This is a genomic window from Variovorax sp. 05L425 (assembly GCF_056397705.1).
The window spans coordinates 172,213-197,245 of the sequence record NZ_JBFTNY010000003.1 but is presented as its reverse complement, the minus strand read 5'-3'; the positions used below and the strand labels follow the sequence as shown (position 1 = coordinate 197,245).

Below are 25,033 nucleotides of genomic sequence, written 5' to 3'. Positions count from 1 at the left end.
CATGCAAGCCACGCTCAATCCACTGGCGACCGAAGCACCTCGCAAGAGCGGCCTGCGCACTTGGGGCCCGCTCGCACTCGTCGTGATCCTTGCGGCGCTTCCGCTGCTGCCGCTGCCGAATTTCTGGATCATCCAGCTCAACTACATCGGCATCTACACGCTGCCTGTGCTCGGCCTGGTGCTGCTCACCGGCGTCGGTGGCCTCACCTCCTTCGGGCAAGCCGCCTTCGTCGGCATCGGCGCCTACACCACGGCCTATCTGAGCGTGAACTACGGCCTCTCGCCGTGGCTCACGCTGTTCATCGGGCTCGCGCTGACGGGAGTGAGCGCCGCGATCATCGGCGGCATCACGCTGCGGATGTCGGGCCACTACCTCCCGCTGGCGACGATCGCGTGGGCGCTGTCGCTCTATTACCTGATGGGCAACCTCGATGCGCTCGGCAAGTACGACGGCATCCTGGGGGTCAAGGGCCTGAACTTGTTCGGCATCGAGGTCGGCCAGCAGCGTGTGTTCTATGCGGTGACCTGGACCTTCGCGCTGCTCGCCACGTTCGCGGTGATCCGGCTGCTCGATTCGCGCAGCGGTCGCGCCATTCGCGCCCTGGCGGGCGGCTCGCAAATGGCGGAAGCGATGGGCGTGAACACCCTGCGACACAAGGTCGGCATCTTCGTGCTGGCCGCCATGCTCGCGTCGATTTCCGGCTGGCTCTTCGCGCACTTCCAGCGCACGGTCAACCCGTCGCCCTTCGGCATCAAGATGGGCATCGAATACCTGTTCATGGTGGTGCTCGGCGGCGCGGCGCACGTCTGGGGCGCCATGACCGGCGCGGGCGTCGTCAAGCTGCTCGAAGACCAGTTGCAGGTGCTGCTGCCCAAGCTCATCGGCACCAGCGGCAGCTACGAGCTGATCGTGTTCGGCATCATGATCGTGCTGGTGCTCAAGTACCTGCCCAATGGGCTCTGGGACTTTGTCGACCGGCGCCTGCCGCGTCCACAGCGCGCAGTCGACTGGGGTGGTGCCGCGGATCTGCCGGCACGCGCAAAGCCCGCCGCCGGCGAAGTGGTGCTCGACGTTCAATCGATCCGCAAGACCTTCGGCGGCCTGGTGGCGGTGAACGACATCAGCTTCCAGACCCGCGCGGGCCAGATCGTCGGACTGATCGGGCCCAACGGCGCCGGCAAGTCAACCACCTTCAATCTGGTGACGGGTGTGTTGAGCCTGACGAGCGGCGCGGTGAAATTTCGCGGCGAGGCCATCGGCGGACTCCCCTCGCGCGCGATCGCCGAGCGCGGTGTCTCGCGCACCTTCCAGCACGTGAAGATGGTGCCCGACATGACCGTGCTCGAGAACGTCGCGCTCGGCGGGCATCTGCGCGGCTACAAGGGCGCGATCGCGGCGATGCTGCACACGGACCGTGGCGAAGAACGCCAGCTGTTCCGCGAAGCCGAACGGCAACTGCGGCGCGTCGGCATGGGCGATTACCTGCAGGAGCTCGCCGGAAACCTCGCGATGGGGCAGCAGCGTCTGCTTGAAATCGCGCGCGCTCTCTGTGCCGATCCTGCACTCGTGTTGCTCGACGAACCCGCCGCCGGCTTGCGCCACAAGGAGAAGCAGGCGCTGGCCGATGTGCTGCGCACCTTGCGTAGCGAAGGCATGAGCATCCTCTTGGTCGAGCACGACATGGACCTCGTGATGGACATCTGCGACCACATCGTCGTGATGGAGTTCGGCACCCACCTGATGGAAGGCACGCCAGCCGAAGTGCAGCAGAGCCCGAAAGTGCGCGCCGCCTATCTGGGAACCGAGCACTGACATGACGACACCTCTTTTGAGTATCAGGAACCTGCGCGCCGGCTATGGCCGCGCCGAGGTGCTGCACGGCATCGATCTCCAGGCGGGCCAAGGCAGTGTGGTGACCGTGATCGGCCCGAACGGCGCCGGCAAATCCACCTTGCTCAATGCGCTCATGGGCGTGCTGCCCTCCAAAGGAACGATCGAATTCCGAGGACAGGCCATCGATGGCCTGTCGCTCGAAGAACGCGTGATGCTCGGCGTCGCACTGGTGCCGGAGAAGCGCGAGCTCTTCGGCACGATGCCCGTGGAAGACAACCTCGTGCTCGGCGGCTTTCGTCAGGTGCGTCTGGGCAACCGTCAGTGGCGTGATCGCATCGACGAGGTCTACACCATCTTCCCGCGCCTCAAGGAGCGCCGCGCGCAACTCGCAGGCACGCTTTCGGGCGGCGAACGGCAGATGCTCGCCGTGGGCCGGGCGCTGATGTCGCGGCCTTCGCTGTTGATGCTCGACGAACCCAGCCTGGGGTTGGCGCCGCTCGTGGTGCAGGAGATCTTCCGCACCGTGACCGCGCTGCGCCAGACCGGCGTGACGATCCTGCTGGTCGAGCAGAACGCGCGCGCGGCGCTCGAAGTGGCGGATCACGGCTACGTGCTCGAGATGGGCAGCGTGAGTGTCGAGGGCGAGGCGCGCCAGCTCGCGGGCGATTCGCGGGTGATCGACACCTATCTTGGCGCCAAGCGCGCCTGACGAAAGCGGCGGATTGCCATGAACTATCAGCCACGCCCCGACGACGTGAGCTTCGTGTTGAACGCGGTGCTCGGCGCCGCCTCCCGGCTGCGCGCGCTGCCACCTTTCGCTGAAGTGGACGACGCGCTACACACGCAGGTGCTCGAAGAAGCCGGCAAGTTCGTCGCCGAAGTCATCGCGCCGCTCAACCGCGACGGCGACGAAATCGGCTGCAGGATGGTCGACGGCCAGGTCGTCACGCCGCCGGGGTTCCGCGACGCCTACCAAGCCCTCGTCGACGGCGGATGGCCGGCACTCTCGGCCGCCACGGAAGATGGCGGCCAAGGCTTGCCCGCCGTGCTCGAAGCCGTGCTCTTCGAGTGGCTGAGCGCGGCGAACCATGGCCTGACGATGGCCCCTGGACTGTTGCACGGCGCCTACGAATGCCTCAAGCACCACGGCAGCGACGAGTTGAAGCAGCGCTATCTCTCGAAGGTCGCCACGGGCGAGTGGCTGGCGACGATGTGCCTGACCGAGGCCCACGCAGGCAGCGATCTGGGGCAGGTGCGCACGCGCGCAATCGCGGCACCCGACGGCAGCTTCCATGTCTCGGGCGGCAAGATCTTCATTTCCGGTGGCGAGCACGATCTCACCAAGAACATCATTCACCTGGTGCTGTGCCGTCTGCCCGACGCGCCGGCCGGGCCCAAGGGCCTGTCGCTGGTGCTCGTGCCCAAGGTGCTGCCTGACGGATCGCGCAACGCCGTGCACTGCGAGCGCATCGAGGAAAAGATGGGCCTGCACGGCAGCTCGACCTGCGTCATGCGCTTCGACGGTGCAACCGGCTGGCTCATTGGAGAACCGAACCGCGGCCTCGCCGCGATGTTCGTGATGATGAACGCGGCGCGCCTGCACGTCGCGCTGCAAGGCATCGGGCTGCTCGACGCGGCCTGGCAGAAGGCGGACGCCTATGCGCACGAGCGTCGGCAGATGCGCGCCCCCGGCCCCGCGCCTGAAAGCCGCGGCAGCGAGTCGGCCGACCTCGTGGCGGAGCATCCGGCCATTCGCCGCATCCTCGACACCCAGCGCGGCTGGATCGACGGCGCCCGCGCGATCGCCTATCGCACCGCCGTGCTGCTCGATGTCGCGCGCCACGACGAAGACCCCAAGGCGCGCGAACGCGCACAGCGCTGGTGTGCGCTCATCACGCCCGTCCTGAAGGCCGCCTGCACGCAGCAGGCCTTCCAGGGTGCCAGCGAATGCCTGCAGGTGTTCGGCGGCCACGGATACGTGCGCGAATGGGGCATCGAGCAAATCGTGCGCGATTCGCGCGTGACCATGATCTACGAAGGCACCAACGAGATCCAGGCCATCGACCTGCTCGTGCGCAAGGTGCTCGCCGATGGCGGTGCCGGGATGTCCGGCCTGCTGGTCGAATTGCGTGACGAACTGGAAGCCTCCCGCGAGATCGATGCCGATGTGCAGCGACGACTGGCGCAACTGCGCTACCTCACCACCACCATCGCCATGGCGTCACAGGTCGATACGACCTTGCCTTACGAGGTGGCCGATGACTATCTGCGCGTTGTGATGCTTGCGCTTCTTGCATGGGCATGGGCTCGCATCGAACGTGCCTCGCCGGACGACGCCCGCTGGTCCAACCCGGGCGCCGCCTTCCGCCGCTGGGTGTTGCCGGAATTCGAGATGCGCCTGGGCATCGTCAAGCGCGCCTGCGAAGCGGTCACCACGCGGGTTGTCGCCTGAGAAACGCCCTTCGAAGCCAGAAGACAGTTACGCTTGCGCCATGGCAGTTTCCCGAAAGAAATCCACCTCCGACACCCATGTCCACGCTCAGCGGTCCGATCGACTGGATACCCGCATGCTAGAGACCCTCGTCGGCTATAACGCGCGCCGTGCGTGGCACGTCGTGAGCCAGGTATTTGCGGAGCGCATGGCAGCGTATGGACTGAAGCAGGTCGACTTCTCCGTCCTGTCACTCATCGCGCACAACCCCGGCGCCACCTCGCGCCAGCTTTGCTCCACGCTCGACATCCTGCCGCCCAATCTGGTGAGCTTGATCGCGACGATGGACAGCCGCGGCCTGATCGAGCGCCGGCCGCATCCGCATGATGGCCGAGCCATTGGCCTCTATCTCACGCCGGCCGGCGAGGAATTGATCCGCGAGGCAGAGCAGACCGTGATGCAACTCGAAGCGGATGCCAGCGCGCGCCTGACGTCTCGCGAGCGCGAAACGCTGATCCGGCTGCTCCAGAAGATGTACCACTAGGCCCCAGGCCTGCGCGAGACTAGAAGCGCTCCGTCAGCCGCAGCAGGTCGTAGGCGGCATCGGCGATCAATGAAGGATTCGGATAGTAGAGCTCGCCGTTGAACTCATGGTGGGAAAACGCAGAGCGCGCCTCGACGTAGCGCGTGCGCGCAGTATGGAAAGTCTGCCGCCGCCAGTCGGGTTGCAGCGATTCGAGACGCGCCCAATGCGCGGGCGTCAGCGTGGGGCTTTGCGGAACAGGCGCCGTGCGCTCCACTAACAGAAGCTCGCGCGCCTCACGCGTGAGCGGATCGAGTTCTTGAACCTTGTCGCGCCTGCGGGCGAGGACGTTGGACAGAAACGTCGCGCCAAAGAGGCTGAGCAGCGCGAGACCGATACCGAAATCGATGGTGATCATTCTTCAGCGTGAAATCCGTTCCGGAAGTTTTTCACCAGAATTTCCACCAAGGCGTCGAGCTACGCCGCGAAGCCGCGGGCGGCAGGGTCTGCAGGCCGGTGTCGCGAATACGGCGACGCTGCTCCGCCTCGAGCGCCTGGGCCATGCGATGGGCGAGTTGGTCGCCTTGCATTGCGCGAAGACGCCACTCCGACGCGAGGTTTTGAAGCTCTGCGTCCTGGAGGGCTGCGGGCGATGTCGACGGTACGGACATTCCGAAATTCTGCACACGCCCGAGCCAGGCGGCAATCGTAGAGGTTTGCCTTACATCAACCAGGGCGCCCGGCCACAGCGGAGCGGCGGCAGGCCGCACCGGTCCGCGTGCTTACTCCACGGAGGCCCCGGAAACCTTGACGATCTCGGCCCACTGGGCGCTTTCCTTGCGGATCAGCGCCGCGTACTCGGCGCTCCCGCCCAGGAGAGGCACCGCGCCTTCGACGCCGAGCCTCGACTGGAACTCTTCCGTCGCCGCGACCTTGAGCATCTGGCCCGATAGCTCCTTGACGAACGCTTCGGGCGTACCGCGCGGCGCGAGGATGCCGTAGGTCAAGGTGCTCTCGAACTTCGCGAGGCCCGGCACGCCGGATTCGGCCACAGTCGGCACATCCGGCAACGACGGCAGCCGCTTGCTTCCAGTGACAGCCACAGCCCGCAGGCGCCCGCTCTTGACCAGCGCCAATGCAGGCGGGATGACGCTGAACATCATCTGTACCTGCCCGCCCACCAGATCGGTCAACGCAGGCGCCGTGCCCTTGTAGGGGATGTGGTTGATCTTCACGCCACTCTTCTGCCCGAGCATCTCACCGGTGAGATGACCGCCGGTGCCGCTCCCGCTGGACGCGTAGTTGATCGATCCGGGCCCCGCCTTCGCGGCGGCCACGAGATCAGCCACCGTCTTCACCGGCGAGCTTGCCGGGACGACCAGCAGCAAGGCCGAAGACGCGAACATTGCCACCGGCGCGAGGTCCTTCTGAGTGTCGAACTTGAGATGGCTGTAGAGCGCGGGGTTGATAGACACCGTGCCCGAATGCCCCAGCAGCAAGGTCGTGCCGTCCGGCGCGCTTCTCACCACGTATTCGGTGCCGAGATTGCCGCCCGCACCGGGCTTGTTCTCGACCACGACGCCCTGATTGCGAAGCTCGCCGAGGCTCTTGGCCATCTGGCGCGCGAACACGTCATTGCCGCCACCGGGGGTGAACGGCACGACGATGCGGATCGGCTTGGTCCGGGATTGCTGTGCGCCGGCCGGGACCGGCAGCAAGGCATTGGCCGCCAGCGCGAAGGTGGCTAGACCGAATTGACGACGCGACGATAGCAATCTGAAAGTCATGAATTTTCCTTGGGCAAGGGGCCCGATGATGAACGAGTGGTGAAGAAGGAAGTGGCTCGCGCGGCCGGCATGCAGGCACAGCGAAGCCCGGGCACCCGCAATGCGGTCGGCCCAGGCCAACGGATGGGCTCAGATGATCAAACCCGCTCGAGGATGACCGCGATGCCCTGCCCCACGCCGATGCACATCGTGCACAGCGCATAGCGGCCGCCGCCCTTGTGCAGCTGGTTGATGGCGGTGGTGGCGAGCCGCGCACCACTCGCACCCAGCGGGTGGCCCAACGCGATCGCGCCGCCATTGATGTTCACGCGCGCGTCGTCGTCCTTCAGGCCCAGGAGACGCAGCACCGCGAGGCCCTGTGCAGCAAAGGCTTCATTGAGTTCGATCACGTCGATCTGGTCGAGCTTCAGGCCGGTCAGCTTGAGCACCTTCTCGGTCGCGGGCGCCGGACCGATGCCCATGATGCGAGGCGGCACACCGACGGTTGCCATGCCCACCACGCGGGCGCGCGGCGTGAGGCCGTACTTGGCCGCGCTCGCCTCGTCGGCGAGCAACAGCGCGGCGGCGCCGTCGTTCACGCCGCTGGCATTGCCGGCGGTCACGGTGCCGTCAGGACGCACCACGCCCTTGAGCTTGGCCAGCGCCTCCAGGCTGGTGTCGCGCGGATGCTCATCCTTCGCGACGATGATCGGATCCCCCTTCTTCTGCGCGACCGTGACGGGCACGATCTCGGCATCGAAGAAGCCCGACTTCTGCGCCGCAACGGCGCGCTGCTGCGAAGCGAGTGCCATGCGGTCCTGCGCCTCGCGCTCGATCTTGTAGTCGGTTGCGACGTTCTCGGCCGTCTCGGGCATCGAATCCACGCCGTATTGCGCCTTCATCAGCTTGTTGACGAAACGCCAGCCGATGGTGGTGTCATAGACCGCGTTCGCGCGGCTGAAGGCGCTCTCGGCCTTGGGCATCACGAAGGGCGCGCGGCTCATGCTTTCGACGCCGCCGGCGATCATCAGGCCGGCCTCGCCGGCCTTGATGGCACGCGCTGCGCTGCCGAGCGCATCCAGGCCCGAACCGCACAGGCGGTTGATCGTGCCGCCGCCGACTTCGAGCGGCAGGCCCGCGAGCAGCGCCGACATGCGCGCGACGTTGCGGTTGTCCTCGCCGGCCTGGTTGGCGCAGCCATAGAGCACGTCGGCGACGGCCTGCCAGTCGACGTTCTTGTTGCGCTCCATGAGCGCCCTGAGCGGCACCGCGCCGAGGTCATCGGCGCGCACGCTGGAGAGCGAACCGCCGTAGCGGCCGAAGGGGGTACGGACAGCGTCGCAGATGAAGGCTTCGTTGGTCATGGTGTGTGTCTCTTCGTCGATTTCAGTTGATCAGATGGCGATCGGCAGGCCGACCAATTTTTCGAGTTCGGCATGTTCGAGGCCGTCGACCTTGTCGATCAGCTTCAGCCCCGAAGGCGTGCATTCGAGGGTGGCGAGGTCGGAATACACCCGCTTCACGCAACCGATGCCGGTCAACGGATAGGTGCACTTGTCGACGATCTTGCTCTCGCCCTTCTTGGTGAGCAAATCCATCATCACCCAGGTTTGCTTGGCGCCGATGGCAAGGTCCATCGCGCCGCCGACAGCGGGAATCGCGCCTTGCTCGCCGGTGCTCCAGTTTGCGAGATCGCCGGTGGCGGAGACCTGGAACGCGCCCAGCACGCAGATGTCGAGATGGCCGCCGCGCATCATCGCGAAGCTGTCGGCATGGTGGAAGTACGCGCCACCCGCCAGCAGGGTGACCGGCTGCTTGCCGGCATTGATGAGGTCATAGTCCTCCTGGCCTTCGGCGGGCGCGGGGCCCATGCCGAGGATGCCGTTCTCGCTGTGCAGGATGACTTCGCGGCCGGCGGGCAGGTGATTGGCGACGAGCGTGGGCTGGCCGATGCCGAGATTGACGACGGCGCCGTCGAAGATGTCCTGCGCGACGCGCGCTGCGAGCTGGTCCTTGGTGCGGCGTTGGTAGTTGCTGCTCATGGTCATGCCTCCCGCCGAGCCGCCTCAAGGGAGGCATGCGCCCCCTCGGGGGGCAACGAATACACGAAGTGATGAGTGTGGGGGTACATGTTCATGCTGCCTTCTTGAAGCCGCCGGCCTGCGTGGCGACGCGGTCGATCTTGACGATCCTGTTGACGAAGATGCCGGGCGTGACGATGGTCTCGGGGTCCATCTCGCCGAGTTCGGCGATCTCGTGCACGGTGGCGATGGTGCGGTCCGCCGCCATGGCCATCACCGGGCCGAAGTTGCGCGCGGCCTTGCGGTACACGAGGTTGCCCCAACGGTCGCCCTTTTCGGCCTTGATCAGTGCGACGTCGCCGCGGATCGGGTATTCGAGCACGTACTGCTTGCCGTCGATTTCGCGCGTCTCGCGATCACCCGCCAATTCCGTACCGAAGCCGGTCGGGCAGAAGAACGCGCCGACACCGGCGCCTGCGGCGCGGATGCGCTCGGCCAGGTTGCCTTGGGGCACGAGTTCCAGTTCGAGCTTGCCCGAACGATAGAGCTCGTCGAACACGTAGCTGTCGGCCTGACGCGGAAAGCTGCAGATGATCTTGCGGACGCGACCCGCCTTGAGCAGCGCCGCGAGGCCCGCCTCGGCATTGCCAGCGTTGTTGTTGACAACTGTGAGGTCCTTGGCGCCCTGTTCGATCAGGCCGTCGATGAGTTCGTTGGGAATGCCGGCGGTGCCGAAGCCGCCGATCAGCACCGTGGCGCCGTCCTGGATGCCTGCCATGGCATCAGCGATCGAACGCGCGATCTTGTTGATCATGAATTCTGTCTCCGGGAAGGGAAGAAACCGAGTGGAAGGTCGAACGCGGTGGCTTGCAATATATTCGCCAATTTGTTCGATACGCGAACAGTTGTTCGTATAATGAATTCTAGAGAACATCGCACTCCATGGCAACCCACCGGAAACACCCCGTTGCACCCGCGCCCGGCGACAGCTACGTGCAGTCCTTCGCACGCGGGCTCCAGGTGATTCGCTCGTTCAGCGCCACCGCGGCGCGACAGACGCTCAGCGAGGTCGCGGCCTCGAGCGGCCTCACCCGAGCGGGCGCGCGCCGCATCCTGCTGACTTTGCAGACGCTTGGCTATGTCCACAGCGACGGCAAGCTCTTCAGCCTCACGCCGCGCATCCTCGACCTGGGATTCGCCTACCTCTCGTCGATGCCGATCTGGAACCGCGCCGAGCCGGTCATGGAAGCATTGGTGCAGCAGGTGCAGGAATCATGTTCGGCGGCCGTGCTCGACGCCACCGATATCGTCTATGTGCTGCGCGTCCCCACGCACAAGATCATGCGCATCAGCCTCGGCGTGGGCTCGCGCCTCCCGGCCTACTGCACCTCGATGGGCCGACTGTTGCTCGCCGATCTCGATGACGAGGACATCCGCGACCGGCTCGCCGCGTCGACGCGCGAAGCCTTCACCAAACATACGCTGACCGACATCGACGCCCTCTTCGCCAAGGTGGTGCAGGCGCGGCGGCAGAGATGGTGCCTGGTCAATCAGGAACTGGAGGAAGGATTGATCTCGATCGCCGCGCCGATCGTCGATCGTGCGGGCCGCGCCGTCGCAGCGCTCAACATCAGCGGCCAGGCCAACCGCACGAGTGCCAAGGTGATGCAGGAAACCATGCTGCCCGCGCTGCTGGCCTCGGCGGCGGAGATTTCCCGCCTTCTCTGAAGCCCCTGTCAGGCGTCTGACCGAATGCCCCGCATCAGAATGACGCCGCCGAGCTGCGAGGTGTCATTGCGCATGCGGTAGCCCAACGCTTGCGGCGTACCTGCCTGCGCCTGCCATCCCGCAGCGAGCAGGCGCGCCTGCACCTCTGCTGACCGAACGACTTCTCCCAGCGCAGCGTTGAGCTTCGCCACTGCGCTCTGCGGCAGGCTCGCCGGTGCGGCGAGCGCGGTCCAGATCTCCAGATCGGCGCCCCTGACATTGGCTTCACGCAAGGTGGGCAATTCGGCGAACAACGGGCTCCGATCGGGCGAAGTTACTCCCACAGCTTTCAGCTTGCCCGACATCACGTGCGGCTTGGCCAAGCCTGGCGGCAGCAGCGCGAGTTGGATCTGCCCGGCGAGCATGGCATTGATGACCTGCGGATTGCCGGTGAACGGCACGTGCTGTGCGGTGATGCTGGTGCGGCTCTTCAACAACTCCATCCCCAGATGCCCGACGGTCCCGACGCCCGGCGTCCCGTATTTGCCCGCGCTGCTCAGGTTGCGCGCCCAAAGGAGCAACTCCTCCGCATGGGTGCCCGTGGCGCTGCCCGACACGGCGAGCACCAATGGCGCAGTGCCGATCAAGCTCACGGGCGCGAAGTCCTTCTCCGGATCGAAAGGCGTTTTGGGATTGAGGAGCTTTGCAATCGTGAGGTTGCCATTGATCAACGCACCGATGGTGTGGTCGTCCCGCGCCTTCGCGACCTGGTCGGCCGCGAGATTGCCGCTTGAGCCTGGCCGGTTCTCCACGAGGACGGGCTGGCCCAGCAGCCTGGAAAGCGGCTCCGCCACAGCACGCGCTGCAAGGTCCGGCGATGCACCGGCGGGGAATCCGACCAGGATGCGGATGGGCTTGGAAGGCCAGACCGACGATCCCGTCGAAACAGGCGCGGTCCGCGTACGCGATGCCTCCTGGGCCCACGCGCCGGACGTGCAGAACGTGGCGGCGATAGTTTGCAGGAGGCGGCGTTTGGTGATCATGGAAGCAATGGACTGAAGCGGTCGAGTTACACAACGTTACGCGACGCCCGGTCACCGTGCAAGTCAGCCCAAAGGCTTCGTTCCGATCGACGTCGCCTGGAGAGCCTGGAGAATCAGGGCTTTTCATCTTTTGATTGAAGCAAGGCGCATCCATGCCCGACATCGCGGTCTTCGGCAGCCTCAACATGGACCTGGTCGTTCGCGTGCCGCGCGTACCGGACGCGGGCGAGACCCTGCACGCACACTCGTTCATGACCAATCCCGGCGGCAAGGGCGCCAACCAGGCCGTGGCCTGTGCGCGCCAGGGCGCCCAGGTCGCGATGGTCGGCCGAGTGGGTGACGATGACTTCGGCAGGGCATTGAAGGCCTCGCTATCGGGCGATGGCGTCGACGTCGCGCACGTCGCGACCGCCGCGACGTCGACCGGCGTGGCGCTCATCATGGTCGACGACAGCGCGCAGAACCGCATCGCGCTGATCGCCGGTGCCAACGCTTTCGTAGGCGCTGAAGACACGCAGCGCCTGAGGCTGGACTTCGCGACGGCAAAGCTGCTGTTGCTTCAACTCGAAGTGCCACTGGAGACAGTGTCCGATGCGGCAGCCCTCGCGCATGCGGCCGGCATTACCGTGGTGCTGAATCCTGCGCCCGCTCGCCACCTTCCTGATTCGCTGCTCCGACAGGTGAGCATGCTCGTGCTGAACGAGACGGAGGCGGGCATGTTGAGCGGCATGGCTGTGAACGATCCCGGAAGCGCCTCGCGTGCAGCCGAAGCGCTGCGCCAGCGAGGTCCGGCACATGTGATTCTTACGATGGGCGCCGATGGCGTCGTTGTCTGCGACGCTGGGGGCTGCCGCCACTTCGAGGCGCTCAAGGTGAACGCCGTCGACACCACTGCGGCTGGTGACACGTTCATTGGTGCGCTTTGCGCGGCACTCGCAAGAGGCGAATCCATCGACACCGGCATCGCATTGGGCATTCAGGCTGCAGCCGTGTGCGTGACGCGGCCAGGCGCACAGGCATCCATTCCGCATCGGCACGAACTCTCTTCGCTGCCGCCGGTGGCCGGCCCCAAGGATGTGACGCCCTCCTGATTCGCGCACGTCAACCTCAGGATTGGGCAGAAGGAATCTGGCGCACTCGGAATCGCAGGACTAGACTCCTCGACCGGCCCTGCCGTCCAGGCTGCTGGCTCTGGCGCGGCACGGCCCGGACTCGAACCGAGGAGGCGCCATGAACATGTCTCGGAAATCGACGCACACCGCGGTGGTGATCGGCGCAAGCATGGGCGGATTGACGGCAGCCCGCGCGCTGACCGACCGGTTCGAACGCGTCGTGGTTCTCGAGCGCGACGCCTTGCCGGCCGGACCGATTGAGCGACCCGGCACGCCACAGGGTCGCCATCTTCACGCTTTGCTGGCCGGTGGCCTGCACGCCGTCGAAGCGATGTTCCCGGGCTTCGAGCAGGAACTCGCCGCCGCGGGCGCGGTGCCCTATCGGGCGGGGCTGGACATCCGCATCGAGCGCCCGGGCTTCGATCCTTTCCCGCGCCGCGACCTCGGATTCGGCGCCTATTCGATGTCACGGTCTCTGCTGGAGTGCCTCGTGCGCCAGCGTGTCCGGCAGCACGACCGCATCGACCTGCGTGACCGTTGCCGCGTGCTCGAGATCGTCGCCTCAGCCGATGGCACAACGGCGACTGGCGTCGTCTACGAGCCGGCGAACGGCGCCGCGACAACCATCGACGCGGATCTCGTCGTCGACGCGTCGGGCCGCGGCAGCTTCACCCTCGCGCTGCTGGCGGCCACCGGGCGCAAGCTCCCCCCGGAAACCGCGATCGGCGTCGACGTGGGCTACGCCACCGCTATCTTCGCGATGCCCGATGACAAGGACCGCGACTGGAAAGGCGTCATGCATCTGCCGCAGGCCCCGCAAAAAAGCGGCTGCGCTCTCCTGTTTCCCATCGAGGGCCGCCGCTGGATCGTCAGTCTCGGCGGCCGTGGGAACGAGAAGCCACCGGGAAACCTCGCCGGGTTCCTGAGCTTCACGCAGGACTTCCGCACTCCGACCGTGGGCGATGCGATTCGTGATGCACAGCCTGAAGGCGAAGTGACGCGGTTCGCGTTTCCTTCAAGCGTATGGCGGCACTACGCGCAGCTCGACGACTTCCCGCGCGGACTTCTGCCGTTTGCCGATGCCATCTACCGCTTCAACCCGCTCTATGGACAGGGGATGACGATCGCGGCGCGAGAAGCCTCCGCATTGCGCGAGCTTCTCGCCCGATCAAAGGACGATGGCGGCGACGGTCTCGAAAATCTCGCAAGCTCGTTCTTCACGGCAGCCGACGCGCTCATCGAGACGCCATGGGCCATGTCGGCGATGCCGGACCTCGTCTTTCCCGACACAGTCGGCGAACGGCCCAAGGACCTCGAAGCCACGCTCAAATTCAGTGCCGCATTGAGCCGGCTCGCGGCCCATGACGCCGAGGTCCACAAGCTCATGGTGGAGGTCCAGCACCTCCTCAAGCCGCGCAGCGATCTGCGCAATCCCGCGCTCGTGGCGCGCGTGATGGCTGCCGCAGCAACCAGCTAGCTCCACATTTCCTGCGGGGGACCGCGGCGAGCAGTCGTCCCCTCCATCGGCTTGTGTCGCGGCCGCGGCGACCATGCCTCCACCACAACGAGGACGTCACCATGGCCACTTTCATTTCGCTCGTCAACTTCACCGACCAGGGCATCCGCAACGTGAAAGAGTCGCCGGCCCGCGCCGAGGCTTTCAAGGGACTGGCCTCCAAGGTCGGCCTGAGCGTCAAGAGCATGTACTGGACCTCAGGCACCTTCGACCTGGTGATCGTGACCGAAGGCAGCGACGAAGCGGCAATGGCCGCGCTGCTCAGCGTCGGTACGCTCGGCAATGTGCGGTCGCAAACACTGCATGCCTATTCCGCGGACGAGTTCAAGAAATTCCTCGCCTTGATGCCCTGATATTCAGGCCGGCTTCACCGCCGTGTACTCGGAGAAGATGCCGAGTTCGGCGTGGCGCTTCACATCCTCGAATCCGGCGGCGCGCAGTGCAGCCAGCACGGATTCCGGCACGATGCAGGCTTCGATCGTGTCCCAGTAGTAGCGCCAGAGTTCCGCCGTGTCGTGTTTGTGCGCCACGACCTTGGCGATCACCGGCACGACGCTGCGCATGTAGGCCTTGAGAACGGCAGTCCCGACTCGTCCGGCGGGCTTGGTGATTTCGAGCACCACCAGCCGGCCGCCCGGCCGCAGTACGCGAAAGAACTCCGAGAACGCCGCGTTCACGTCGGCGATGTGGCGCAGCGCGTAACCCATGCTGATGAAGTCGCTGCTCGCATCGGAGCGCGGCAACGCTTCGGCCCGTCCGCGCACAAGCTCGACGCCAGGCAACTTCACTTCGCCCATCATCCCGGGGCTCGGGTCCACGCCTACCAACCGGCCTTGCGGGCCGATCAGCGCGAGTGCCTCGCGGGCGACCAGCCCCGTGCCGATGCCGACATCGAGCACCTCCGCACCCGTCGAAAGACCGGCCCGCTGGAGCGCCGAGCGCCGATACCAAGGCCCCGAGCCGAGCGCCAGCACGCGCTCGATCCGGTCGTAGTCGGGCGCCGTGTCGTCGAAGATCCGGCGAAGGAACTGCTGATGCTCGACCTCGTCACCGTAGTACTCGGGCAAGGGCACGTGCGGTGCGAGCACCTCGCCTGGCAAGCCGACCGCCCTCTCTTGTCCGTCATGAAGAGTCTGGTGCTGAGCGGGTTGCACGTTCGCAGTTTCCATGGCTTCGGGTCCTCCTTTGAATCCCTGGCGGCCATTGTGAGGCAGGTGAGGCAGGACCCGGAATGACCACCGTCACGACTTGCCCGTCACCGGCCCCATCACCAGATCCGGCAGTGCGGTCGCGATGCCGGGAACGATGCAGATCAGCACGACCGCCACGAACATCAGCAGCACGAAGGGCAGCACGCCCCAGATGATCTCCGAGAGCGCAATGTCCGGCGCGATGTTCTTGATCACGAAGATGTTGAGCCCCACCGGGGGATGAATCAGCCCCGCCTCCATCACGATGGTCATCAGGATGCCGAACCAGATGAGGTCGAAGCCGGCCGCCTTCAAAGGCGGCAGGAAGATCGGCGCCGTCATCAGGATGATGCTCACGGGCGGCAGGAAGAAGCCCAGCACGATCACCAACACCAGGATGGCGGCCAGCAACAACCACTTCGACAACTGCAGTTCGACGATCCAGCTCGCCATCGACTGGCTGATGTGCAGGTAGCTCATCACGTAGGAGAAGAGCAGCGACATGCCGATGATGAACATCAGCATGGTCGACTCCTTGATGGTCGCCGCGAGGATCGGCGCGAGATCCCGGATGCGCCATACGCCGTAGATCACCGCAATGAGCACCAGCGCCAGCATGCCCCCCAGCCCGGCCGTCTCCGAAGGCGTGGCGAAGCCGCCGTAGAGGGCCACCATCACGCCGATGAGCAGCACCACGAAAGGCACGACCCGCGGCAGCATCTCGAACTTCTGGCGCAGGCTGAAGTACTCGTCGTCGAGCAGCGCCGATGCACTGCCGTCGCGCTCGAATGCGCGCTTCGCGCGGCGGAATTCCTTGCGGTAGTTCAACATCGCGTAGCCGGCGAAGAGAACCACCAGCAGCACGCCCGGCCCGATGCCCGCCAGGAACAGGCGCCCCAGCGACTGCTCGGCCGCAACCGCGTAGAGGATCATCGTGATCGACGGCGGTAGCAGGATCCCCAGCGTGCCGCCTGCCGCGATGATGCCCGCCGCAAAGCCCGGCGAGTAGCCGCGCTTGCGCATCTCGGGAATCCCGGCACTGCCGATCGCCGAGCAGGTCGCCGGACTCGATCCGGCCATGGCGGCGAACAGCGCGCAGGCGAACACGTTGGCAATGCCCAGGCCGCCCGGCACCTTGTGCATCCAGACGTGCATGGCCGCGTAGAGATCCTGCCCGGCCCGTGATCGTCCGATGGCCGCCCCCTTGAGAATGAAGAGCGGGATGGACAGCAGTGTGATGCTCGACATTTCCTCGTAGACGTTCTGCGTCACCGTGTCGAGCGACGCGCCGGGCATGAAGAAGGCCATGAACAGCACGGCAACCGCGCCCAATGCGAACGCGATCGGCGTGCCCGAGAACATCAGCAACAGCGTCGCCACGCCGAACAGAAGCCCCAGTGCCAGCATCGACATCAGTGCGGCTCCGCCCGATTCGCAAGCCGATTGATGCTCGCGCACACCTGCACCAGCAGTTGCAGCGTGAGCAGGCTCATGCCGAGCGACATCAGTCCGTAGGGAATCCACAGCGGCGGCGCCCACGACGACGACGACGTCATGCCGTCGACCCAGGCCTCATGCAGCAACGTCCACGATTTCCAGGCGAAGAAGCCGCAAAAGGCGAAGCTGACCAGATCGATCACCACCATGCGCACGCGGTTCGCGGCGGCCGACAACTGCGAACCAATGGCTTCGATGCCGATGTGCCCGCGAATCGATTGCACGAACGCGCCGCACGTGAAGGTCATGCCGACCAGGCAGAACACTGCCGCTTCGTCCTGCCAGTCGGTCGACGCCTTCATGAAGTAGCGCGACACCACGCTGTAGGTCAGCACCACCGATGCGGTCAGCAGCGCGACCATGCCGATTGCCATCGCGACGCGATTGACCGCCTGCAACGCGCGCGCCAGCGGCAGCAGCACGCGCGGCGTCGCCGGATCGAGAGGAATGCCAAGCCCGGGCGACGCGGGCTGGAGCGCGCCGCTCACAGAAGCTTCTGCGCGGCCGTCAGCAACGCCTTGCAAGACTCGTTGCGTTCGCCGAAGTCCTTCCATGCGGTGTCGCGTGCGATGACCTGCCACTTCTTCATCGTGGCATCGTCGATGTCGAAGACCTTGGCGCCGGCCTTGGCATAGACCTCGGCAGCGATCTTGTCGTCGGCGCGCGCGGATTCGGTGGCGAACTTCTCCTGTTCGGCGCCCGCGGCCATGATGATGTCCTGCTGCGCCTTCGGCAGCTTGGCGAACACTTCCTTGGACATCATGAGCGGCTCGAACATGAACCAGTACGCCCGGTTGCGCCCGCTCGTCATGTTCTTGGCGATCTCCTCGAGCTTGAAAGAGATGAAGCTGGTCGACGAGGTCATGGCCGCGTCCATGGCGCCTGTCTGCATGGCGGCGTAGATCTCGTTGGATGGCAGCGTGATGACCGAGGCGCCCGCCGCCTTGAGCATCATGTCCATCTCGCGGCTGCCGCCACGCACCTTCTGGCCCTTGGCGTCCTCGGGCGCGACCAGCGGGCGGGCGCGGCTCACGACGCCGCCGGCTTGCCAGATCCAGCTCAGCACGATGACGCCCTTGTCGTCGAGCATCTTCGACAGCAGCTTTCCGACTTCGCCGGTCTTCCAGGCAGCGCCGACTTCGTAGCTCGGCACCAGCGCTGGCATCAGGCCGATGTTGGTCTCGGGAACCTCGCCGCCGGCATACGACAACGGAACCAGGGAGATGTCCAGCGCCCCCTTGCGCAGCGCCGAGAACTGCGAATTGGTCTTCATCAGCGAAGAGCCTGGATAGACCTCCGCCTTGAGCGCGCCGTTGCTGCGCTTCTCGATGTCGGCAGCGAACCTGCGGCACAGCCGATCGCGAAAGTCACCTTCGGTCAGCGTGCCGCCGGGGAACTGGTGCGAGATCTTGAGGGCGCCCGACTGTGCACCAGCACGGCCCGAGATCGCCAGTAGGGACGCCGCTGCCGCAGTGGACAGGACGTCGCGTCGATTGAAATTCATAAGGGTGTCTCCAGGCTGCCTTCCTTGTGCGGCGCCAGACACACACCTTATTGGCGATGCCGCAGCGACGCCCTTGGTGTTATCCATGACACCGCCGCGTGGGCGACAGCCGGGAGCCCCTCAATGCCCCGACGTCGGCTCCAGCACGAAGTCGAAATTCAGCGTATGGAAGGGTGTTTCCTGCGCGCTGCCGTCCGGCGCGGTGCCGGCGGGATGCGACACGAAATCGCCGATGAGCGAATTGCGCACGCCGAAGACCGCGTCACTGTCGAGGTAGGTGTCGCCATCCCTGAACACGTGCGTGATGAGCGTTTCGTAGCCCGGCGCCTTGATCATGAAGTGGACATGGGCGGGGCGCCACGGATGCCGCTTGGTGGCACGCAGCATGTCGCCCACCGGACCGTCGGTCGGGATCGGGTACGCCACGGGCATCACCCCGCGGAACCACAGCCGGCCCTTGTCGTCGGTCCGGAACACGGCCCGGCCCTGCGGGCGGTCCAGGCCGGCTCGCTGCACGTCGTAGAAGCCTTCGGCATCGGCCTCCCACACGTCCACCTCGGCATGGGGGACGGGCTCGCCGTCGCGCCCGCGCACCGTGGCGTTCACGAACAACGGCTCGCCCTTGGCGCCGCCGGAGATATCGCCACCCAATTCGAGACGCGGGGCGCCCTGCACGTGGAACGGGCCGAACACCGTCGCCTCCGTGGCCTGCGCACTCTTCGCATGATTGAGCGCCACCGTGAGCATCGAAAGCCCGAGCGTATCCGACAGCAGGATGAATTCCTGCCGCTTGTCGCTGCACTTCTGCCCCGTCGCGGTCAGGAACTCGATGCCGGCCGCCCACTCGGCCTCGGTCAGCCGCACCTCGCGCGCGAAGTCGTGCATGTGTCGCACCAGCGCCGACATGATCTCCTTCAGCCGCGGGTCCGGGGTGTCCTCGATGCGCGCGAGCACCGCGGCGGTGATGGTGTTTTCATTGATGTTTCGCATGGGGATGGAACTCCAGGTCAGAGGGACGGGCCGGGGAAGCGACGCGCTTCGGCGCCGCGGCATCGCGCGTCACGAGACGCCGCTGCGTCGGGAACAGCGACCAGCCCCAGCGCTGCTGCGCGAAGCCCCACAGCCCCTGTTTGAAGAAGATGGTGACAACGATCGCCAGAAGGCCGAGGCCGAGCAGGTACCACGTCCCGTAGTCGCTCAGGAACTTGTTGAGCGCCCAGAAGATGACGGCACCCACCAGCGGCCCTTCGATGCGGCCGATGCCGCCGATCACGACCATGAAAATCGCGAACGCGGTCCAGTTCACGCTGAATGCGGCGTCCGGGCTGATCCGAAGGTTGCCGACGAAATAGAGCGCACCCGCCAGCCCGGCGCCGAAGGCCGCGACCACATACACCGCGAGCTTCATGCGCGCCACCGGAATGCCCTGCGATTCCGCCGCGACTTCGTTGTCGCGGATCGCCAGCAACGCCAGGCCGCGCTTGCTGCGCAGGAACAGGTAGACCAGTGCGATCGCCGCGACCACGCAGGCCAGTGCCATCCAGTACGTCACGCTCTCGCGCGTCGCCTTCTCGATGCCGCGCAAGGCTGTCAACGTGGTGCCCGACCCGCCGCCCACCGCCGATACATTCGCGAAGCTGAGCCGGAAGACTTCGGCGATGACCCAGGTGCCGATGGCGAAGTAGCCGCCTGAAAGCCGGAACGCGACGAAGGACACCGGCACCGCGATCAGCCCCGCAGCGATCGCGCCCAACGGGATCGCGATGAATGGATTGAGCCCGACGAAATTGCCGAGCATCAGCATCACGTAGCCGCCGAAGCCGAAGAAGGCCTGCTGCCCGATGCTCACCATGCCGCCGTAGCCTGCGAGCAGGTTCCACATCATCGCGAAGATGAAGTAGCAGGCGATCTCGACGAACTCGCGCATCCAGCTCGACTCGCCCCACAGCGGCAGGCTCGCCGCCAGCACCACCAGCGCGACCGCTATCCAAAGCGCAGAGCGACTCACCGCCGTACTGCGCACCACATCGAAATTCATGTTGGTCATGACCGGTTCCATGGTGTCCGGCCTCAGCCGCGGGTTTTCGGAAAGAGCCCTTGGGGCCGCAGCACCAGCACCAGCAGGAATACCAGGTGACCGATCCAAATGCCCCAGCCCGGATCGAGCCTGAAGCCGATCTGCTGCGTGATGCCGAGAATCATCGCGCCCGCGAGCGTGCCCCAGAAGGAACCCATGCCGCCGATGATCACGGCCTCGAAGGCGAAGAGCAGCAGCAGCGGTCCGTCGGATGGCGACACCGTCGTGCGCATGCCCTGCAGCGCACCCGCAACGGCGATCAGCACGAAGGCGATGGCAGTGGCCAACGCGTAGACCTTCTTCGCGTTCAACCCCATCAACTCGGCGATCTCGCGGTCGTCCGACACAGCTCGGAAAGAACGACCCAGCGACGTGTTCGCGAAGACCCACTGCAGCGATGCCGTGGCAGCCAGCGCCACTGCGAGCACGATCAGCGGCAGCACCCCAATCGACAGGGATTCCCCCAGCCGCAACCCCTGGGTGTTGAGCCCACCGGTCTCGATCGAGCGCGGATCGGCCGAGAACAGCTCCAGCAGCAGGTTCTGGATCACGATCGACAATCCGAAGGTCACGACCAGCGAGGGCAACGGGTCCTTGCCCAGCGTGCCGTTGAGCACGTAGCGCTGCAGCGCGTAGCCGAAACCGAAGGCAATCGGCAGCACGGCGAGCGAAATCAGCAACGGCGCATCGCCGAACAGCGAGGTGCCTGCGATCACGGCAAACGCGCCAAGGATGATGAAGTCCCCTTGCGCGGTGTTGGTGAGCCGCATGACGCCGAACATCAGCGACTGCCCGAGCGCGAACAGGGTATAGAGGCCGCCGAGCAGCACGCCCTGGACGATGGTTTCAAGCACGGAATGTCTCCTCGCTCACATGCCGAAGTAGGCTTGCGAAATCTGCTCGCGCGTGAGCGCGTCCGAGCGGCCCTGGAGCGACACGCGACCCTCCTGCAGGCAATGGATGCGCTGCGATACGCGCTGCGCCATCGTCACGTCCTGCTCGACGATGACCACCGTCATGCCCTCGCGGGTAATGGTCGGCATCGCCGCGTAGATCTCGCGGATCACGATCGGCGCGAGGCCGAGGGACAACTCATCGCACAACAACACTTCGGGGTTGCTCATCAGCGCGCGGCCCAGCGCCACCATCTGCTGCTGGCCGCCCGACAGCGCCGTGCCCGGGTTGTGCCGCTTCTCAGCCAGGATCGGAAACAGCGCGTAGAGACGTTGCAGGTTCCAAGGCCCCTTGCGGCCGGTGAGACCGCCGATCTGCAGGTTCTCCTCGACACTCAGGCTGGGAAAGAGGCGCCTGCCTTCCGGCACCATCGCCAGCCCGCGCTTCACGATCTCGCCTGGCGGCAAGCCGCCGATCGCCTCGCCCTTGAAATGCACCGCATCCCGCGGCGCGCGCACCAGACCCGTCAGGCACTTGAGCAACGTCGACTTGCCCGCGCCGTTCGACCCGATGATCGCGACCAGTTCGCCCTGAGAGAGGGTGAAGTCGACGCCGAAGAGCGCCTGGGCATCGCCGTAGAAGGCCTTGAGCCCGTGGGCTGCCAGCAGTGCGGTCATACCTTCATGCCTCCATCCCCATGTACACGCGCCGGACTTCCGGATCGTTCATCACCGCGCGCGGCTCGCCCTCCGCCAGCTTCTGCCCGAAGTTGATGACGAAGAGGCGATCGGCCAATGACAGCAGCGCATGCACCACGTGCTCGATCCAGATCATCGTGACGCCGCGGGCCTTGATCTCCTGGAGTTCCTCGACCAATTGCTTTGCCTCCGGCTCGGTCAGGCCGCCCGCGATCTCGTCGAGCAGCAGCAGCTTCGGCCGTGTTGCCAACGCACGCGCGAGTTCGAGGCGCTTGCGATCGAGCAGCGTGAGCCCGCCGGCGGGCTTGTTCGCGTGCGGCATGAGACCGGTCTGCGCCAACACCTCGTGCGCCGTCTGCCAGGCCTCCTGCTCGCGCTCCTGCGCGCCGAAGCACGCGGCCGTCACCAGGTTCTCGAACACGCTCATATTGCCGAAGGGCTGCGGCACCTGGTAGCTGCGGCCGATGCCCGCGTGGCAACGCTGGTGCGGCTTGAGCGTGGTCACGTCCTGGCCTTCGTACTCGACACGCCCCGCGTCCACGCGAACGTCACCCGAGATCAGGTTGAACAGCGTCGTCTTGCCGGCGCCGTTCGGCCCGAGGATGCCCAGCGTCTCGCCCTCGGTCACGGCGAGCGTGATGTCGTCCGTGACCTTGAGCGCGCCGTAGGACTTGCTGACGGCATGGAGCGCGAGAAGACTCATGACACACCCCCAGGCTTCGCGCACTCCGTGTCGCTTCGCCAACCCCCTTGCAGGGGGCAACACCAGCGGCCCGGCAAAGCCGGTTCCGCGGTGTTTCCAACATGATGAGCAAGATGCACCGACATCTCAGTGCTCACGTCGGCATTGGCCTGAGCTTGCCGCCGACGGGGATGTTCGGGGCGGCTTCGTTGCTCACGATGGTGAGTTCGTACTTGTACTTTGTGCCCTTGCCCCATTGGCCGAGCACCAGCGGCGTCTTGCTGACATTCTTGAATGGCCCCTGCCCGCCCCACTTCACCGGGCCGACCACAGTCGCGAGCGAGGTCGCGGCGACGGCATCGCGAACGTCCGATGCCTTCTCCGACTTGGCGCGCGACAAGGCGTCGGCGGCAACCTCGAACAGGGCATGCGCAAAGCCGATCGGCTGCGTCCACTGCTTCTTCGTACCGGCCTCATACGCCTCGGCCAGCGCCTTGGCGCTCTGCTTGGTCAGACTCGACGTGAAGGGATGAGAAGGGCTCCACCACACCTCGGTAGAGAGCCCATCGCCCAGATCCCCCAGCGCGTCGATCGCCCCCGGGAAAAGCAAGGCCTTGCCCAAGGTGATGATCTTCGGGCGGAACCCCTGTTGCCTCGCCTGCGTGAGGAAAGTCTTCGCATCGGGCGGAATCACCACGCCGGTGACGATCTCGACGCCGCCGCTCTTGAAGGCCGCGATCTGCGCGCTGAAATCCTGCGTGCCGTTCTGGAAGCGGCCCGGATCGATGAGGGTGAAGCCCATCTGCGACAGCGGCTTCGGAAAGCCGAGTTCCTTGTCGCCCCATGCATTGCCGTCGCCGTCGTTCGGGAACAAGCCACCCACCTTCTTGTTGGTCTGCAGCGACTTCCAGCCGTTGGTGAAATTGGCGATGACGTCTTCCAGGCCCCAGAAGAGGTGATAGGTCCAGTTGAAACCCTTGGCCGGATCACCCTTGCGGCCGAAGAACCAGGGCTGCCACGGCACGACGCTCGAGATGCAAGGCAGTTCGTTGAGCTCGCAGGCATCGCTCACAGGGTTCGCGGTCTCCGGCGTGCCTGCGGTGAGCACCAGCGCAACCTTGTCCTTGAGGATCAGGTCATTGGCGACCTCGCCCGCGCGATTCGGGTTGGACTGGCTGTCCTTCAGCACGATCTGCACCCCGTACTTCTTTCCGCCGATGCTGATGCCGTCCTTGAAGGCCGTCTTCATCTGGTCGATGACCCACTTGTCCGCTTCGCCGAACGGCGCGAGCGGTCCCGTCTGCGGCGACACGTAGCCGATCTTGATCGTGTCGGCCGCGAAGACCAGTGGTGTGGCGCCACTCGCCGCCAAAGCGGCTGCGGCCTGGGTGAACTGTCTGCGATTCAATGTCATGGTTGTCTCCTTCTTTGGTTCTCGTTCTCTTCCTGCACAAATCGCTTGGGTCGTCAGCGCGGCGGGTCGCCGTCAAAGGCGCGCTGAAGCAGCGCGCGAATCTCGTCGCGCTGCGCCGGGCCGAAGGGCCTCGGGTTCCAGTAGGGGTTGCTCACCGCAAGATCGGCGGCGCGGTCCAGGTCCTCGGCACGCATGCCGATGTCCTTGAGGGCGATCGGCGCGCCGTTGTCGCGAGCGAGCGCTTGCAGGCCCAGTGGTGCGGACGTTGAACCAAGTGCCTGCGCGATGCGTTCCATCGCGCGCGGCGCGGCCTGGGCATTGAACGCGATCGCATGCGGCAGCACGACGGTGTGCACTTCGGCATGCGGCAGGTTGAAGCTCCCGCCAAGCGTATGGCAGAGCTTGTGGTGCAGTGCCATGCCCACGTTGCCCAGCACGGTGCCACAGAGCCATGCACCGTAGAGCGCATCGGCGCGTGCTTCGATGTCGTCGGCCGCTTGGCGGATCGCGGGCAGGGCGCGCGCGATCGCGGCGATGCCTTCCTGCGCCATCAGGTCCATCACCGGGTTGCTGTCCTGCGCATAGAGGCCCTCGGCCGCATGCGCGATGGCGTTGATGCCGCTGGTCACGCTCAGACCCACGGGCAGGGTTCGCGAGAGTTCCGGGTCGTAGATCACCGTGCGCGGGAGCACGCGCGGATCCTTGCCGGTCTTCTTGAGCCCGGCCTCGGTCAGGCCGTAGATCGGCGTCATCTCGCTGCCGGCATAGGTGGTCGGAATCGCGAGGATCGGCAAGCCCGAATCGAGCGCGATGGCCTTTCCGAGTCCGGTGGTCGAGCCGCCGCCAATGGCCACGGCGCAATCGGCATCGAGCTTGCGCGCGACTTCACGTGCCTCGCGTGCGGTCTCGATCGGAACGTGCATCACCGCACGGTCGAAGATGCCGGCGGCGTGCGAGCCGAGCATCTCGGCCACGCGCTCCGCCTGCCCGCGCTGCTCGGGCGTCGACAACACGAGCGCGCGGCGCGCGCCCAGCGCGTTGATCTCGCGCGCGAGATGCTGCAGGGAGCCCGCGCCGAACACGACGCGCTGCGGATGGCTGGTGTAGATGAAGTCGCGCATGAT

The 25,033-nt window shown here is 65.7% G+C and carries 26 protein-coding genes; 8 read left to right on the top strand and 18 right to left on the bottom strand.

Going from position 1 to position 25,033, the window contains the following annotated elements; translation table 11 throughout:
* Nucleotide 1: 1 nt before the first annotated feature.
* The 4 genes from AC1DN9_RS05080 to AC1DN9_RS05065 all read left to right on the top strand — a co-directional run bounded on the left by AC1DN9_RS05080 (nt 2) and on the right by AC1DN9_RS05065 (nt 4,809).
* Nucleotides 2–1,813, top strand: a complete 1,812-nt coding sequence (locus tag AC1DN9_RS05080; RefSeq protein ID WP_478097879.1) for a branched-chain amino acid ABC transporter ATP-binding protein/permease — start codon at nt 2–4, stop codon at nt 1,811–1,813.
* A gap of 1 nt (nt 1,814) precedes the next feature.
* A complete protein-coding gene (locus tag AC1DN9_RS05075; protein WP_478097877.1) occupies nt 1,815–2,543 on the top strand; it encodes an ABC transporter ATP-binding protein in 729 nt (242 codons plus the stop codon).
* 18 nt (nt 2,544–2,561) lie between these two features.
* Nucleotides 2,562–4,286, top strand: coding sequence for an acyl-CoA dehydrogenase family protein (locus AC1DN9_RS05070; protein ID WP_478097875.1), 1,725 nt, complete (start codon nt 2,562–2,564; stop codon nt 4,284–4,286).
* A 115-nt stretch (nt 4,287–4,401) separates the two neighbouring features.
* A complete protein-coding gene (locus AC1DN9_RS05065) occupies nt 4,402–4,809 on the top strand; it encodes a MarR family winged helix-turn-helix transcriptional regulator (RefSeq protein ID WP_478097873.1) in 408 nt (135 codons plus the stop codon).
* 19 nt (nt 4,810–4,828) lie between these two features.
* On the opposite strand, the gene AC1DN9_RS05060 is transcribed toward AC1DN9_RS05065, so the two are convergent.
* From AC1DN9_RS05060 to AC1DN9_RS05035, 6 genes are all read right to left on the bottom strand, one after another.
* The gene (locus AC1DN9_RS05060; RefSeq protein ID WP_478097871.1) at nt 4,829–5,206 is read right to left on the bottom strand and encodes a hypothetical protein; all 378 of its coding nucleotides are present in this window, start codon (nt 5,204–5,206) and stop codon (nt 4,829–4,831) included.
* A gap of 31 nt (nt 5,207–5,237) precedes the next feature.
* The gene (locus AC1DN9_RS05055; RefSeq protein WP_478097869.1) at nt 5,238–5,459 is read right to left on the bottom strand and encodes a hypothetical protein; all 222 of its coding nucleotides are present in this window, start codon (nt 5,457–5,459) and stop codon (nt 5,238–5,240) included.
* A gap of 111 nt (nt 5,460–5,570) precedes the next feature.
* Complete coding sequence (locus AC1DN9_RS05050) at nt 5,571–6,575, bottom strand: Bug family tripartite tricarboxylate transporter substrate binding protein (protein ID WP_478097867.1); 1,005 nt, start codon at nt 6,573–6,575, stop codon at nt 5,571–5,573.
* 137 nt (nt 6,576–6,712) lie between these two features.
* Nucleotides 6,713–7,918, bottom strand: a complete 1,206-nt coding sequence (gene pcaF, locus AC1DN9_RS05045; protein WP_478097865.1) for a 3-oxoadipyl-CoA thiolase — start codon at nt 7,916–7,918, stop codon at nt 6,713–6,715.
* Between the two features lie 30 nt (nt 7,919–7,948).
* A complete protein-coding gene (locus tag AC1DN9_RS05040; protein WP_478097864.1) occupies nt 7,949–8,602 on the bottom strand; it encodes a 3-oxoacid CoA-transferase subunit B in 654 nt (217 codons plus the stop codon).
* An 85-nt stretch (nt 8,603–8,687) separates the two neighbouring features.
* Nucleotides 8,688–9,389 (bottom strand): 3-oxoacid CoA-transferase subunit A, encoded by a 702-nt coding sequence (locus tag AC1DN9_RS05035; RefSeq protein ID WP_478097862.1) that lies wholly within the window; start codon nt 9,387–9,389, stop codon nt 8,688–8,690.
* 128 nt (nt 9,390–9,517) lie between these two features.
* Here AC1DN9_RS05035 and AC1DN9_RS05030 point away from each other — a divergent pair, with 128 nt between their 5' ends.
* Nucleotides 9,518–10,303: an IclR family transcriptional regulator domain-containing protein gene (locus AC1DN9_RS05030; RefSeq protein ID WP_478097860.1), complete on the top strand. Its 786-nt coding sequence runs from the start codon at nt 9,518–9,520 to the stop codon at nt 10,301–10,303.
* Between the two features lie 8 nt (nt 10,304–10,311).
* On the opposite strand, the gene AC1DN9_RS05025 is transcribed toward AC1DN9_RS05030, so the two are convergent.
* Nucleotides 10,312–11,325 (bottom strand): Bug family tripartite tricarboxylate transporter substrate binding protein, encoded by a 1,014-nt coding sequence (locus tag AC1DN9_RS05025; protein ID WP_478097859.1) that lies wholly within the window; start codon nt 11,323–11,325, stop codon nt 10,312–10,314.
* Between the two features lie 152 nt (nt 11,326–11,477).
* On the opposite strand from AC1DN9_RS05025, the gene rbsK reads away from it, so the two are divergent.
* From rbsK to AC1DN9_RS05010, 3 genes are all read left to right on the top strand, one after another.
* Nucleotides 11,478–12,416 carry a ribokinase gene (rbsK, locus tag AC1DN9_RS05020; RefSeq protein ID WP_478097857.1) on the top strand — a complete coding sequence of 313 codons (939 nt, stop codon included), beginning with the start codon at nt 11,478–11,480 and terminating at the stop codon, nt 12,414–12,416.
* Nucleotides 12,417–12,555: 139 nt separating this feature from the next.
* The gene (locus AC1DN9_RS05015) at nt 12,556–13,914 is read left to right on the top strand and encodes an FAD-dependent oxidoreductase (protein WP_478097855.1); all 1,359 of its coding nucleotides are present in this window, start codon (nt 12,556–12,558) and stop codon (nt 13,912–13,914) included.
* Nucleotides 13,915–14,015: 101 nt separating this feature from the next.
* Nucleotides 14,016–14,306: a GYD domain-containing protein gene (locus tag AC1DN9_RS05010; RefSeq protein ID WP_478097853.1), complete on the top strand. Its 291-nt coding sequence runs from the start codon at nt 14,016–14,018 to the stop codon at nt 14,304–14,306.
* Nucleotides 14,307–14,309: 3 nt separating this feature from the next.
* Here AC1DN9_RS05010 and AC1DN9_RS05005 read toward each other — a convergent pair whose 3' ends face one another.
* From AC1DN9_RS05005 to AC1DN9_RS04955, 11 genes are all read right to left on the bottom strand, one after another.
* On the bottom strand, nt 14,310–15,122 hold the full coding sequence (locus AC1DN9_RS05005) for a class I SAM-dependent methyltransferase (RefSeq protein WP_478097851.1): 813 nt from the start codon (nt 15,120–15,122) through the stop codon (nt 14,310–14,312).
* A gap of 72 nt (nt 15,123–15,194) precedes the next feature.
* The gene (locus AC1DN9_RS05000; RefSeq protein ID WP_478097850.1) at nt 15,195–16,556 is read right to left on the bottom strand and encodes a TRAP transporter large permease; all 1,362 of its coding nucleotides are present in this window, start codon (nt 16,554–16,556) and stop codon (nt 15,195–15,197) included.
* Nucleotides 16,556–17,128: a TRAP transporter small permease gene (locus AC1DN9_RS04995; RefSeq protein WP_478097848.1), complete on the bottom strand. Its 573-nt coding sequence runs from the start codon at nt 17,126–17,128 to the stop codon at nt 16,556–16,558. Before AC1DN9_RS04995 ends, AC1DN9_RS05000 begins: the two co-directional genes overlap by 1 nt.
* Nucleotides 17,125–18,144: a TRAP transporter substrate-binding protein DctP gene (gene dctP, locus AC1DN9_RS04990; protein ID WP_478097846.1), complete on the bottom strand. Its 1,020-nt coding sequence runs from the start codon at nt 18,142–18,144 to the stop codon at nt 17,125–17,127. The genes AC1DN9_RS04995 and dctP overlap by 4 nt, the downstream gene beginning before the upstream one ends.
* 120 nt (nt 18,145–18,264) lie before the next feature.
* Nucleotides 18,265–19,134, bottom strand: a complete 870-nt coding sequence (locus AC1DN9_RS04985) for an intradiol ring-cleavage dioxygenase (RefSeq protein ID WP_478097844.1) — start codon at nt 19,132–19,134, stop codon at nt 18,265–18,267.
* The gene (locus AC1DN9_RS04980; RefSeq protein ID WP_478097842.1) at nt 19,118–20,191 is read right to left on the bottom strand and encodes a branched-chain amino acid ABC transporter permease; all 1,074 of its coding nucleotides are present in this window, start codon (nt 20,189–20,191) and stop codon (nt 19,118–19,120) included. Before AC1DN9_RS04980 ends, AC1DN9_RS04985 begins: the two co-directional genes overlap by 17 nt.
* A 23-nt stretch (nt 20,192–20,214) precedes the next feature.
* Nucleotides 20,215–21,075, bottom strand: coding sequence for a branched-chain amino acid ABC transporter permease (locus AC1DN9_RS04975; protein WP_478097840.1), 861 nt, complete (start codon nt 21,073–21,075; stop codon nt 20,215–20,217).
* Nucleotides 21,076–21,090: 15 nt separating this feature from the next.
* Complete coding sequence (locus AC1DN9_RS04970) at nt 21,091–21,792, bottom strand: ABC transporter ATP-binding protein (RefSeq protein ID WP_478097838.1); 702 nt, start codon at nt 21,790–21,792, stop codon at nt 21,091–21,093.
* Nucleotides 21,793–21,796: 4 nt separating this feature from the next.
* Nucleotides 21,797–22,516 (bottom strand): ABC transporter ATP-binding protein, encoded by a 720-nt coding sequence (locus AC1DN9_RS04965; protein ID WP_478097836.1) that lies wholly within the window; start codon nt 22,514–22,516, stop codon nt 21,797–21,799.
* Between the two features lie 133 nt (nt 22,517–22,649).
* A complete protein-coding gene (locus tag AC1DN9_RS04960) occupies nt 22,650–23,909 on the bottom strand; it encodes an ABC transporter substrate-binding protein (protein ID WP_478097835.1) in 1,260 nt (419 codons plus the stop codon).
* 53 nt (nt 23,910–23,962) lie between these two features.
* Nucleotides 23,963–25,030 (bottom strand): maleylacetate reductase, encoded by a 1,068-nt coding sequence (locus AC1DN9_RS04955; protein ID WP_478098141.1) that lies wholly within the window; start codon nt 25,028–25,030, stop codon nt 23,963–23,965.
* Between the last annotated feature and the right edge of the window lie 3 nt (nt 25,031–25,033).

Bases quoted from the DNA above. Each gene is read 5' to 3' on its own strand.
- AC1DN9_RS05055 (WP_478097869.1), bottom strand. From the start codon at position 5,459: ATGTCCGTACCGTCGACATCGCCCGCAGCCCTCCAGGACGCAGAGCTT.
- AC1DN9_RS05075 (WP_478097877.1), top strand. From the start codon at position 1,815: ATGACGACACCTCTTTTGAGTATCAGGAACCTGCGCGCCGGCTATGGC.
- AC1DN9_RS05025 (WP_478097859.1), bottom strand. From the start codon at position 11,325: ATGATCACCAAACGCCGCCTCCTGCAAACTATCGCCGCCACGTTCTGC.
- AC1DN9_RS04965 (WP_478097836.1), bottom strand. From the start codon at position 22,516: ATGAGTCTTCTCGCGCTCCATGCCGTCAGCAAGTCCTACGGCGCGCTC.
- AC1DN9_RS04980 (WP_478097842.1), bottom strand. From the start codon at position 20,191: ATGACCAACATGAATTTCGATGTGGTGCGCAGTACGGCGGTGAGTCGC.
- AC1DN9_RS05060 (WP_478097871.1), bottom strand. From the start codon at position 5,206: ATGATCACCATCGATTTCGGTATCGGTCTCGCGCTGCTCAGCCTCTTT.
- AC1DN9_RS05005 (WP_478097851.1), bottom strand. From the start codon at position 15,122: ATGGAAACTGCGAACGTGCAACCCGCTCAGCACCAGACTCTTCATGAC.
- AC1DN9_RS04970 (WP_478097838.1), bottom strand. From the start codon at position 21,792: ATGACCGCACTGCTGGCAGCCCACGGGCTCAAGGCCTTCTACGGCGAT.
- AC1DN9_RS05050 (WP_478097867.1), bottom strand. From the start codon at position 6,575: ATGACTTTCAGATTGCTATCGTCGCGTCGTCAATTCGGTCTAGCCACC.
- dctP (WP_478097846.1), bottom strand. From the start codon at position 18,144: ATGAATTTCAATCGACGCGACGTCCTGTCCACTGCGGCAGCGGCGTCC.
- AC1DN9_RS04955 (WP_478098141.1), bottom strand. From the start codon at position 25,030: ATGCGCGACTTCATCTACACCAGCCATCCGCAGCGCGTCGTGTTCGGC.
- AC1DN9_RS05015 (WP_478097855.1), top strand. From the start codon at position 12,556: ATGAACATGTCTCGGAAATCGACGCACACCGCGGTGGTGATCGGCGCA.
- AC1DN9_RS05070 (WP_478097875.1), top strand. From the start codon at position 2,562: ATGAACTATCAGCCACGCCCCGACGACGTGAGCTTCGTGTTGAACGCG.
- pcaF (WP_478097865.1), bottom strand. From the start codon at position 7,918: ATGACCAACGAAGCCTTCATCTGCGACGCTGTCCGTACCCCCTTCGGC.
- AC1DN9_RS04985 (WP_478097844.1), bottom strand. From the start codon at position 19,134: ATGCGAAACATCAATGAAAACACCATCACCGCCGCGGTGCTCGCGCGC.
- AC1DN9_RS04960 (WP_478097835.1), bottom strand. From the start codon at position 23,909: ATGACATTGAATCGCAGACAGTTCACCCAGGCCGCAGCCGCTTTGGCG.
- AC1DN9_RS05080 (WP_478097879.1), top strand. From the start codon at position 2: ATGCAAGCCACGCTCAATCCACTGGCGACCGAAGCACCTCGCAAGAGC.
- AC1DN9_RS05000 (WP_478097850.1), bottom strand. From the start codon at position 16,556: ATGTCGATGCTGGCACTGGGGCTTCTGTTCGGCGTGGCGACGCTGTTG.
- AC1DN9_RS05040 (WP_478097864.1), bottom strand. From the start codon at position 8,602: ATGACCATGAGCAGCAACTACCAACGCCGCACCAAGGACCAGCTCGCA.
- AC1DN9_RS05010 (WP_478097853.1), top strand. From the start codon at position 14,016: ATGGCCACTTTCATTTCGCTCGTCAACTTCACCGACCAGGGCATCCGC.
- AC1DN9_RS05065 (WP_478097873.1), top strand. From the start codon at position 4,402: ATGCTAGAGACCCTCGTCGGCTATAACGCGCGCCGTGCGTGGCACGTC.
- AC1DN9_RS05035 (WP_478097862.1), bottom strand. From the start codon at position 9,389: ATGATCAACAAGATCGCGCGTTCGATCGCTGATGCCATGGCAGGCATC.
- AC1DN9_RS05030 (WP_478097860.1), top strand. From the start codon at position 9,518: ATGGCAACCCACCGGAAACACCCCGTTGCACCCGCGCCCGGCGACAGC.
- rbsK (WP_478097857.1), top strand. From the start codon at position 11,478: ATGCCCGACATCGCGGTCTTCGGCAGCCTCAACATGGACCTGGTCGTT.